At 54.3% G+C, this 10,822-nt stretch carries 12 protein-coding genes; 5 read left to right on the forward strand and 7 right to left on the reverse strand.

Features of this window, described 5'->3' with window-relative positions; genetic code table 11:
* From AQR02_RS33445 to AQR02_RS33450, 3 genes are all read left to right on the forward strand, one after another.
* A partial coding sequence (locus AQR02_RS33445; RefSeq protein WP_245237066.1) for an HRDC domain-containing protein occupies positions 1 to 289 on the forward strand: 289 nt, incomplete at its 5' end.
* A gap of 15 nt (positions 290 to 304) precedes the next feature.
* The gene (locus tag AQR02_RS03010) at positions 305 to 2,212 is read left to right on the forward strand and encodes a B12-binding domain-containing radical SAM protein (RefSeq protein WP_054939329.1); all 1,908 of its coding nucleotides are present in this window, start codon (positions 305 to 307) and stop codon (positions 2,210 to 2,212) included.
* A 322-nt stretch (positions 2,213 to 2,534) separates the two neighbouring features.
* The gene (locus AQR02_RS33450) at positions 2,535 to 3,626 is read left to right on the forward strand and encodes a nucleotidyltransferase family protein (RefSeq protein WP_245237067.1); all 1,092 of its coding nucleotides are present in this window, start codon (positions 2,535 to 2,537) and stop codon (positions 3,624 to 3,626) included.
* Positions 3,627 to 3,637: 11 nt separating this feature from the next.
* On the opposite strand, the gene AQR02_RS03020 is transcribed toward AQR02_RS33450, so the two are convergent.
* The 6 genes from AQR02_RS03020 to mnmL all read right to left on the reverse strand — a co-directional run bounded on the left by AQR02_RS03020 (position 3,638) and on the right by mnmL (position 8,684).
* The gene (locus AQR02_RS03020; RefSeq protein ID WP_054939330.1) at positions 3,638 to 4,495 is read right to left on the reverse strand and encodes a class I SAM-dependent methyltransferase; all 858 of its coding nucleotides are present in this window, start codon (positions 4,493 to 4,495) and stop codon (positions 3,638 to 3,640) included.
* A gap of 178 nt (positions 4,496 to 4,673) precedes the next feature.
* Positions 4,674 to 5,636 (reverse strand): alpha/beta fold hydrolase, encoded by a 963-nt coding sequence (locus AQR02_RS03025; RefSeq protein ID WP_054939331.1) that lies wholly within the window; start codon positions 5,634 to 5,636, stop codon positions 4,674 to 4,676.
* A gap of 88 nt (positions 5,637 to 5,724) precedes the next feature.
* Entirely contained in the window at positions 5,725 to 6,693 is a 969-nt protein-coding gene (locus AQR02_RS03030) for a type I phosphomannose isomerase catalytic subunit (RefSeq protein ID WP_054939332.1), read from the reverse strand.
* 39 nt (positions 6,694 to 6,732) lie between these two features.
* Positions 6,733 to 7,125: a VOC family protein gene (locus AQR02_RS03035; protein WP_054939333.1), complete on the reverse strand. Its 393-nt coding sequence runs from the start codon at positions 7,123 to 7,125 to the stop codon at positions 6,733 to 6,735.
* A complete protein-coding gene (gene mnmM, locus AQR02_RS03040; protein ID WP_054939334.1) occupies positions 7,126 to 7,731 on the reverse strand; it encodes a tRNA 5-(aminomethyl)-2-thiouridylate-methyltransferase MnmM in 606 nt (201 codons plus the stop codon).
* Positions 7,731 to 8,684, reverse strand: coding sequence for a tRNA modification radical SAM protein MnmL/YtqA (gene mnmL / locus AQR02_RS03045; protein WP_054939335.1), 954 nt, complete (start codon positions 8,682 to 8,684; stop codon positions 7,731 to 7,733). The genes mnmM and mnmL overlap by 1 nt, the downstream gene beginning before the upstream one ends.
* Before the next feature lie 351 nt (positions 8,685 to 9,035).
* On the opposite strand from mnmL, the gene AQR02_RS03050 reads away from it, so the two are divergent.
* Positions 9,036 to 9,218, forward strand: a complete 183-nt coding sequence (locus AQR02_RS03050; protein ID WP_054939336.1) for a hypothetical protein — start codon at positions 9,036 to 9,038, stop codon at positions 9,216 to 9,218.
* Between the two features lie 207 nt (positions 9,219 to 9,425).
* Positions 9,426 to 10,142, forward strand: a complete 717-nt coding sequence (gene trmB / locus AQR02_RS03055; protein WP_054939337.1) for a tRNA (guanosine(46)-N7)-methyltransferase TrmB — start codon at positions 9,426 to 9,428, stop codon at positions 10,140 to 10,142.
* A 113-nt stretch (positions 10,143 to 10,255) separates the two neighbouring features.
* On the opposite strand, the gene AQR02_RS33455 is transcribed toward trmB, so the two are convergent.
* On the reverse strand, positions 10,256 to 10,822 hold a 567-nt coding region (locus AQR02_RS33455), incomplete at its 5' end, for a glycosyltransferase (protein WP_280818592.1).

Below are 10,822 nucleotides of genomic sequence, written 5' to 3' on the forward strand. Positions count from 1 at the left end.
GCTGCTTACCGGAGGCGCCGGCTCAGGACGGAGCCGCAGCCGGAGCTACGATCTTTCGCCGTCTGCGGTCAACGAGACGGTGTTCGAGCAGCTGCGCCTGATCCGCCGCGAGCTGGCGGGGCGCGAGCATGTGCCGTCCTATATTATTTTCAATGATGCTACTCTGCGTGAGATGAGCGTGGTTTGTCCGCAGACCGAAGCGGAAATGCTGAGGGTTAAAGGTGTCGGTGAAGTGAAATACCGGAAATACGGCAAGCCGTTTCTGGAGTTTTTTCAAAATGAAATGTAAAGAAGGTAATAAGGCATGAGAATCGTCCTGGCTACATTAAATGCCAAGTATATCCATACCTCACTCGCAATCCGCCTGCTTAAGGCATACAGTGAGCATGAGTTTCCGGATATTCTGCTGGCAGAATACACTATCAAAGATCCCGTGATGAATATCGTGTCTGATCTCTTTCAGAAGAAGCCGGATGTTATCGGTTTTTCCTGTTATATATGGAATATCGAGGAGACGATCAAGCTGGTCGGTATCCTCAAGCAGGTGCTGCCCGGGGTGGCGATTGTACTAGGGGGGCCGGAGGTTTCGTACGAACCGCTCTATTGGATGAAGCGTGAAGCAGGCGTGGATTTTGTCGTGAATGGGGACGGGGAGGAGACCTTTCACCATCTGCTGCAGGAGCTGCGGGATGACCGCAAGTTCCATTTTGTCTACGGGGCTGCTTACCGCAAAGGCGAGGAGCTGATTGTCAATCCGCCGCGTCCCAAGAGCGACCTTAACACCCTGCCGACACCGCACCGGTTTGCCGAGGATCTGCCAGATCTCAGCAAGCGGATCGTCTATTTCGAGACCAGCCGGGGCTGTCCGTTCAATTGCCAGTTCTGCCTGTCGAGCATCGAGGTAGGCGTGCGTTACTACGATATTGAACGGGTGAAGTCCGATCTGCTCTATCTGATCAATAACGGGGCGAAGGTCATTAAGTTCCTGGACCGCACCTTCAACATCAACCGCAGCTATGCGATGGAAATGTTCCAGTTTCTGATCGACAACCATCAGGGCTGTGTGTTCCAGTTCGAGATTACGGCGGACATCATGCGTCCTGAAGTGCTGGATTTTCTGGCCGAGAACGCACCTCCGGGCATCTTCCGGTTTGAGATTGGTGTACAGTCCACCAATGACGAGACCAATGAGCTGGTCAAACGCCGCCAGAATTTCGCGAAGCTGTCCCGTACAGTGATGAAAATCAAAGCCAGCGGCAACATCGACCAGCATCTCGATCTTATTGCCGGACTGCCGCAGGAGGATTACGCCACCTTCCGCAAAACCTTCAACGACGTATTCGCTATGGAGCCGGAGGAGCTGCAGCTCGGTTTCCTCAAAATGCTGCGTGGAACCGGTCTGCGCGCCCAGGCGGCCAAATACGACTACACGTACATGGAGCATGCGCCTTATGAGATTCTCAGCAGCCATGTCATGCCATTCTCCGATATTATCCGGCTGAAGCGGCTGGAGGATGTGCTGGAGAAATACTGGAACAGCCACCGGCTTGATCATACTGTAAAATATCTGATCCGCCATGTGTTCCGGTCACCGTTTGATTTCTTCCAGGCGTTTGGCGATTACTGGGAGGAGCGGGGCTGGCAAAAAATCGGCCACCAGCTGGAGGATCTGTTTACACGGCTGCATGCGTTCCTGACGGACAGCGGTACAGCTTCTATGGATATTATCACCGGGCTGATGAAGCTGGATTATTTCCTGGGACACAAGTACAAGCCGCGCAAAATCTGGTGGGACCATGCACTGGACAAAGCGGACTGGGCGCGTCATATGAAGGAGATAGCTGCTCATCCGGAACGGGTATCCACAGCGTTGGCCGAAGCAGGGTTCAACGAGCGGGAGCTGCAGAAGTTCACAGTGCTCGAAGTGCTGCCGTTCCATCTGGAAACGGTACTGGATTCGATCAGCGGATTGCGTGCGGATGCGGCTGAATCGGTTGACGCCGTTGAGGCCGTTGCTGGTGCGGTTGCTGGTGCGGTTGCTCCCGAGCATAGGACCGAATCTGCTGCGGAAGCAGTTGCTGCAGCAGGCAGCGGAACATCCGCAGCCGTCGCCGAGGCCCTGCCGGAAGCAGGAGGCAGCACTTTGCTCATCGTGCTGTACCAGCAGGATGAGAGCCAGCGCGCGCAGTATTACACCCTGCCGTTAAATTAAAATCTATTGCACCCTACACAATGGGAAAGAGCACGATGAGCTACTTAGACAACGATTGTTTTGCGGGACGGAGACACAATAATGGGAATTCCCCCCTCTAAATTCCTCTGGCGGAACGAAGATGAGGATGAGAGGGAATTTCTCCCGTTAGTGTTCCCCCGATAGCTCAAAATCAGTGTTTTACGGGAAATTAGCTGGAGATTTTCCGCCTAAATTGCCATATCAGGCGAAAATGAAAGGTTTAGCGGTAGATTTTCCCGCTAGCGCGTCCGTCATAAACGCTGGGAATATATAATTGCGAGAAGCAAGGAGAGGTGCGGCGGTGGGAGAGGCCGGGCGGATTTCACTGGTTTTGTATGAAGAGAGATTCAAGGAGCAGCTTATGGCGTTCCAGCTTCCACCGGAGCAGGCGGAATTTACCGCATTACCGTCAGAGACATTGGACGCTGCGTTAAGTGATCCGGACAAACTTGCAGTAGTCATTGCGGTGGACAGTCAAGCCGCGGGATTTTTTATCCTGCATACCGGTAAGCGGATCGCCGAGTTCTACAAGGATTACCAGGGGGCAGTGCTGGTACGGGCATTCCTGGTGGATTATGCCTGTCAGGGCCGTGGGATTGCCAAGGCTGCCATGGCTTTGCTGCCAGCCTTTGTCCGCACCCATCTTCCGGCAGTTCATGAAATCGTGCTGACCGTCAACGAACGGAATCTTGCTGCGGGTCATCTCTACCTCGGCGCCGGTTTTCGTGATCACGGGCTGCGCCGGACCGGGAGCAAAGGGCCGCAGAAGATTCTGCAGTATGACCTTAGCCTGCCGCAAGAGAACCCGGATGAGGACATTCTGCTCCGCGAGCGACTGACCGGGATTTTCTCCCGGAACCGGCTGCTCATGGATATCTCCCGCAGGGCCCGGTTTATGGAGCCGTTCCCTTATTACATCGGCGCGGGCTGTCTGGTGCAGACCGTATGGAATGAGCTTACCGGCCGGGCTCCGGAGTACGGCATCGGGGATATCGATCTTATCTATTTTGATCCGGAAGATCTGAGCTTTGCAGCAGAGGATCAACTCATTGCTAAGGGGCGGGAGTACTTTTCCGGGATCCCGATACCGGTGGATATTAAGAATCAGGCCCGCGTCCATCTCTGGTATGAGGATAGGTTTGGAGTCAGGCTTCAGCCTTATCCCAGTCTGGAGGCTGCCATCGACAGCTGGCCGACAACGGTGACTGCGCTTGGGGCCAGGCTGGACGGGAATGGAGAGTGGCATATCTACGCCCCGTTCGGCCTGAAGGATTTGTTTAGTCTGACCTTAAGACCGAATAAAGTGCTGATCAGTGAGGAGATTTACCGAAGCAAGACCCTCAAATGGCAAAAGAAATGGCCGGAGCTGCAGATCATGCCCTGGGAAGACTAGCTCCCTGCCTGCTATTTCCGGGCAATCGCCAGCATATGCGGACTCATTCCCAGCAAGCTCTCTTGTTCTTCAACAAGGGAGCTTATTTGCATGAGTGCTTCCCGGCTGCCGGGGTCATTCCACTTTTCACTGAATGCCGGCACAATCCAGACCGGTCCTTCGACAGCAGCTGTAGACAGATGAGTGAGACCGGCATCGGTCAATTCGCTTTTTAATTCCGAGGGCAGATGAAAGTAAGCTCTTGAGATGAAATGCGGATATTCCTCAGGGCGGATATGCTGTCCATCGGTGAGTTCCCGTCTGATCATCCCGAAGAATACCGAATCATCGATGAATTCATTCTTTGCGCCAAAAACGGACAGCCCCCATAATGTGGAGCTGAATCTGGAGATCCCGGCAGCAATCAGGATTCCGCCTGGTTTGAGCACTCTTGCAGCTTCGCGGATCGCGGCAATCCGCTCCTCCCTGGCCGTCAGATGATAGAGCGGACCCATGAGCAGCACAAGGTCGGCGCTCTCATCCGGCCGAAGCAGCTGACGGGCATCCGCGACCTCGATGCTGTGGAGTGGGAAGGTATTCTCCTCTTGTTGAAGATTTCTGGCATATTCTACAGCAGCGGGAGACAGCTCGAGCAGATGGACCTCATGACCCAGCTCTGCCAGCCACCGGGAGTAGACACCGGTGCCGCCTCCGACATCATAGATGACCTGTTTGTTCCCGCTCAGGTATCTGGAGATGATGACTTTGCTGCGTTCCCATTCGATGACACCTATCCCCCGTGTGAGGCGGTCCTTTTCGCCTCCGGCATTGTAATATTCGAGGATTTGCTCGAGATCCTGTTCCGTACCCCTGCTTCCTGAGTAACTCATTTCCACATTCCTCCTTATTCTGGATGGATTGTACAGCCGCGCTGAGCAGATGTCTATAACATTTCTCAGGCATACCGCCTTGGATGAGGCTTGCTGCGCTCAGCCCAAAAAGACAGGACATCCCGTGAATAACGGATGTCCTGTCTTTTGTCATAATTTATATATGTTTGAGTTGACTTTAGTTTGCAGCCGGCTGCAGCAGCAGGGACTCAGCCGGAAGATGGCGGACCAGCCAATCCAGCACATCGGCAGTGACCTCATCGTAGTTGACTTCGTTCAGCATTTCATGCCGGCCTTCCGGGTAAAGACGGTACTCTACATCGCTTAGCCCGTGGTCCTTATATATAGCAGCCAGGCGCAGCACACCTTGCCCGTTCATGCCTACAGGATCTTTGGCTCCTGAGAACAGAAATACCGGCTTATCTTTGCATAACGTAAGCAGCGTTTCCCGGGAATGAATATCGCGCAGCAGCCGGAAGAAATCACGGAAGAAGCGGGTGGTACAGATCGCCCCGCAGAACGGATCAGCAATGAACCGGTCCACCTCCTGCGGATCACTGCTCAGCCAGTCGAATGCAGTCCGGATCGGAGAGAAGTTGCGGTTATAGGGACCGAATACTATGCCGTTAATCAGTACACTGCGGTGGTGTGCCCCTTGCAGTCTGAGCTGCATGGCCGCCAGGGATTCAGCGGCCCGCAGCATGCTGCGGGGGCCGTTGGTGCCGCTGAGAATGAAACCGGAGTACACTCCGCTGCCTGGCTCGCACATCAGCTTCTGGGCCAGAAAGGAGCCCATGCTGTGAGCGAGCAGGAAGAGCGGCAAGCCTTCATGCCGGGATTGCACAATGCCTGCAAGCTGCAGCATATCGCGCCGCATCCAGTAGAAGCCGTTCTCGCCGGTATCGCCCAGCAGATTCACCTTGCCTGCCGTTTTGCCGTGGCCGCGGTGATCGTTGGCATAGACCGCATACCCGGCCGCCGTCAGTGCCGAGGCGAACCGGGCATAACGTGCAGCCGTCTCACACATGCCGTGGGCAATCTGCACTACCCCCCTGACCGGAGCCTCCGGTTCAGGCAGCCATTCATAGACATGGATATTGACACCGAGAGGATCGGTCATCGTAAAACTGTTTTCCCTCATCGCCTGTCCTCCTGAAAGTAACCTAGTTTTGTGAGCAACGCCGTACAAAACCAACTGCTGCTATAGTCTATTCACGGAATGGCTTGCTTTATGGCAAATAAGAACGGAGCACCGTGGAGCGGCCTTCGATGCCATAGGCTCCGAGGGTGGACGGCAGCAGGTAGCATTCTCCTGCGGCATAAGGCTGGGAGCCGCCTTCCCAGGTCAGATGTCCGCTGCCTTCGCAGATGACCAGGATAGTGAAGCTGTCCGGGGTGGTGGTCAGGTTCCACTCTCCGTTTACAACCCCTTTTTCAACGATGAAATAAGGGGAGGAGGCGATTTGCAGCCATTCTCCTGGAACTGCACTATCGGTCTTCATCGAAGTGGCTCCAGCCCCTTCATAAGCGGTAACGTTGAGCGAATCTTCGATATGCAGCTCGCGCGGCTTGCCGTCAAGACCGGGACGGTCGTAGTCGTAAATCCGGTATGTAGTATCCGAATTCTGCTGGATTTCCGCTACAACGACTCCGGCGCAGAGCGCATGGACCGTGCCGGCGGGAATGTAGAATGCGTCGCCTGCAGAGACTGTGATTTCCTGCATGCTGTCCATCACCGTGCCGTTCTCCAGCGCGGCACGCAGGCTTTCGCGGGTGACATTTTCTTTCAGGCCGTAGATGATTTTGGCATCAGGCTTAGCATCCAGCACATACCACATTTCTGTTTTGCCGAGCTCACCCTTAGGCAATCCTTCATAATCATCTGTAGGATGCACCTGCACGGACAGATTGTCGTTGCAGTCCAGCAGCTTAATCAGCAGCGGGAACCGTCCGCCTGCTTCGGAGATGCCTTTACTTCCGAACCATTCCTGTCCGAACTGCTCACGGATCTGGTCGAGGCCTTGTCCGGCCAATTCGCCGTTTACGACGGAAGAGACGCCGTTCGGATGATCGGCGATCATCCAGCCTTCGCCAATATGGCCATCCGGCAGGTTAAGGCCGAATTTCTCCAGGGCACGGCCGCCCCACACGCGTTCTTTGAACTCCGGTTGAAACTTAAGTGGATATGGTTTTGTCATCACAGTATCTTCCTCTCCATTTTTGATAATGCTCTTTCTCTAATTGCTGCGGGTAGACTCGAAGAACTCCAGCGTTTCACCGTCCGGCCCGTCAAAAAAGAAATAACGGCTGCCGTTCGCCAGTGTGCTGATTTCTGTCAGGCCAGGAAGCTTCAGCCCGGCAATCCGGCTATGCTCGGCCTCAATTCCGGTAACGGTAAAGGCGACGTGGCTGACCTTGCCTTCATCCGGCAGGCCGGTCCACACCCGTTCGATCAGCTCCACCTCTACGCTGGTCTGTCCCGGGAAGCTCAGGAAGGCCAGCCGCAGTCCGCTGCCCGGCTCACCAATTATTTCCTGCAGCGTAAGTCCGATGACTTCCTGGTAGAACGTAAGGGATTGCTCAAGCTGTGCAACCTTGATGCCGATATGCTCGATCTTGCTTACTGCCATTCAGATATCAGCTCCTTTTTTCTTCTCTACAGCAACCACATACGGGGCGGAGGCCCGCTGCAGCTGGCGGTAGATAATGCTCTGCGCCTGCGGCTGGGCGAGTCCCGCCGCCCAGGATTCGACGGCGGCGGCTTCGCGGTCGCCGCCTTCATGGCCGGGGTAGAGCACGGCTGTGATAATGCCGCCTGGGCGCAGCAGCGCCAGGGCGGCGTCCAGCGCGGCCAGCGTGCTCTCCGTCTCGGTGATGATGGTCTTATCGGCATCGCCCGAGGGCAGATAGCCGAGATTGAACATCACCGCTGAGACCGTTCCGCGCCATTCCGGCGGAACGGCTTCTGCCATCGCTGCATGGCTGCGATGAAGCAGCGTCACGGGAGACAGCGCCGCAGGCGCTTCCTCCCGGGCCAGCCGCAGGCGCTCTTCCGCGAGCTTCAGCGCCGCAGGCTGAATGTCGAAGCCATATACCCCGCCGCGCGGCCCGGCCGCTTTGGCGAGGACGAGCGTATCCGCACCGGTGCCCACGGTGGCGTCGATAGCTCTGCCGCCGGAGGCGAGACGTTCGGCGGTTAATTTATGAGCAAAGCTAAGGACAGACATAAAGCCCATTAGCTCTTCCTCCAGTACTTACCCTGCCAGCTGTCGCGTGCAACCAGTTCATGGTCGATAGCGTTCAGCACTTCCCACTTTTTCAGGCTCCACAAGGGTCCAATCAGCGACTCGCGCGGCGCATCCCCGGTCAGGCGATGAACGATCATCTCCGGAGGCAGAATTTCCAGTGAATCCACGATGAGCTTCACGTATTCGTCCTGCTCCAGGAAGCGCAGCAGGCCGGCTTCGTATTGCTTGACCATCGGGGTTTTGCGCATGAGATGCAGCAGATGTATTTTAATTCCCTGCACATCCATGCCTGCGACCGCCGAGACGGTCTCCAGCATCATTTCGTGGGTTTCCTGCGGAAGCCCGTGGATGATGTGGGTGCAGACGCGGATGCCGTGGGCACGCAGCTTCGCAACAGCTTCAATATAACACTGGGTATCATGCGCCCGGTTGATCAGCTCGGAGGTGGAGTTATGGATCGTCTGCAGGCCCATTTCTACCCAGAGATACGTACGCTGGTTAAGCTCGGCGAGATACTCGACGACATCATCCGGCAGGCAGTCGGGGCGTGTCGCAATGGACAAGCCGACTACACCGGGCTGCTGCAGAATAACCTCATAATATTCTCTCAGCTCTTCAACCGGAGCATACGTATTGGTGTAAGCCTGGAAGTAGCCGATGTATTTGGCGTTCGGCCATTTGAGATGCTGGCGGTCGCGCACGTGGTTGAACTGTGTGACCAGATCGTCCCGGCGGCTGCCGGCGAAATCGCCGGAGCCTCTGGCGCTGCAGAAGGTACAGCCTCCTTTGGCGATCGAGCCGTCACGGTTCGGACAGGTAAAACCGGCATCGAGCATAACCTTGAAGACTTTCGTGTCCATGTGCTCGCGCATTTCGTAGTTCCACGTATGGAAACGTTTATCTCCCCACAGCAGCGGGGAGGGGGTGTGTAAAAGGCTCACAGGTGAAGCTCCTTTCGTACATATAAGAACATTTATTTTGAGGGCCGAAGGATGGTCGTTTCAGCCGGCATAATCCTTATATTTTCACTGAATAAGGCGGTTTTCCGTTAAGGGACGTACAGCCATTTCTTTCTAACCCGTCTATTGTATCAAATATCAGCGTATAGCGTAACATTACCGCCTGGAAAATAGGTGAAAAATAGGCTGTTTATTTACCAAGATTACCTTGTAGATGCTTACACGATATGTTATATTTAAATTGTAAAAAAGCTGATGCACCAACTAAAATTTCATTCTTGAATTCATACTTTCGTGTCGTCCCGCCCATACTAAACCCAAGAGGTGATCACGATGAATTCTCAAACGGCATATGCCGAAGGAAAAGGCTCGATTGATGTACAGTTGACTCCCGATGAGGCGCTTGCACTTACCGGTGTTGAATTTAATGGCAATCACAAGATCAAGACCGAAGCGCAGCGTAAGATCAGAAATGCTTTCGAGAAGAAATTTGATTTTGATACTCCGTCAAGGTAGACTATGAACTGTTGAAAAGTGGACCCCAATTCCAAATACAACAAAAAAGGGATTCTCCAGCGGCCGTTTCCTGCCCTCCGGAGAATTCCTTTTTTCCTATTTGCCGTAAATCCCTTTACTTTTGCGGACAAGTTCGGCACAATATTTCAAGTGATACTAAGAGTTCATATTTATAAGTAATGTATTAGAGACAAGCGGAGGAATATTATGCGTTTACGCGGAAGAAAAGGAATACGTGAAAGCCTGGAGGAGCAAACCGACCTGGTGATCCTTGATCCACGCAGCCTCAAGGGCCGCTGGTCAGAGTTGTTCGGCAACGACCACCCGATCCATGTGGAGTTCGGAATGGGCAAGGGGCAGTTTATTAGTCAAATGAGCTTCAAATATCCCGATATTAATTTTATCGGCGTCGATATGTACGATGAGCTGATCCGCCGTGCGGCAGAGAAAGCCAGACTGGTATGGGAACCGGCCGGGCAGGAGACGCCGCCTAACCTGAAGGTCGCCCTTGCGAATATCAACTATGCCGAGGAAGTTTTTGCCCCGGGGGAGCTGGAACGCATCTATTTGAATTTCAGTGATCCCTGGCCTAAGAGTAAGCATGCCCGCCGCCGCCTGACCCACCCGCGTTTTCTTGACAAATACCGCGGACTGCTCAGCCCGCTGGGGGAGATTCACCTGAAGACGGATTCGCGCAGCCTGTTCGAATTCTCACTGAATGCTTTTGCCGATTACGGCCTGCAGATGAAAAATATTTCCCTGGATCTGCACGCAGACGGCATCATTAACGAAGAACATGTCATGACCGAGTATGAAACCAAATTTTATGGACGCGGTGTCAATATTCAGCGCTGTGAGGCGATTGTCGGCTCAGAAGCATTGGCCCGTTATCAGGCCGGACGCCTCGATAAATACCGGCTGTAGCCTGTGCAATGTCTGCGTTTACGTATTAGCCTTAGAAGGCAGTAACCCTAAAAATGGCAGTCACGGGATTTCCCGGACTGCCATTTTTCTATGCCGCCTTGTTCTTGTCTGTCTTATTCGAGCATATCAATAATGCTCTGGGCGCTTTGCTGCGGGTGGAACCTTGCGATATCCTCCAGATGGCTTTTCCGCTTCGCCTGCACATCCCCGTAATTGTAGAGCAGCCGTTCCATCCATTTATCGACGACCTCCAGGGAGGAGATCGGCTCTCCGAGCCCGGCCGACGTAAAGTAACGGCAGTTTTCTTCCTCCTGTCCAGGAAGGGGGTGATGGAAGAGCATCGGAATACCTTTGGCCAGCCCTTCGCTGCAGGTCATTCCGCCAGGCTTCGTGACCAGGAGATCAGAGACCTCCATCAGCTTGTCGATCTCCCGGGTGAAGCCGATCAGCGAAATGTTGGGATGACTGTATGTGGGGTCTTTCATCATCTCTCCAAGCAGCTTCTCGTTCTTACCGAGACAAAAGACAATCTGCACCTTATCGCTCCAGCCGGCAAGTGCCTCGTTCACCACCTGGTCGTTCATCATGCCCCAGCCCCCGCCCATGACCAGCACAGTCGGCAGATCCTGGAGGCTGAACTGCTCCAGAATTTCTTCGCGTCCCGGGTGCTCCCAGAAGCT

The organism is Paenibacillus ihuae (assembly GCF_001368795.1).
Lineage (GTDB): Bacteria > Bacillota > Bacilli > Paenibacillales > Paenibacillaceae > Paenibacillus_AQ > Paenibacillus_AQ ihuae.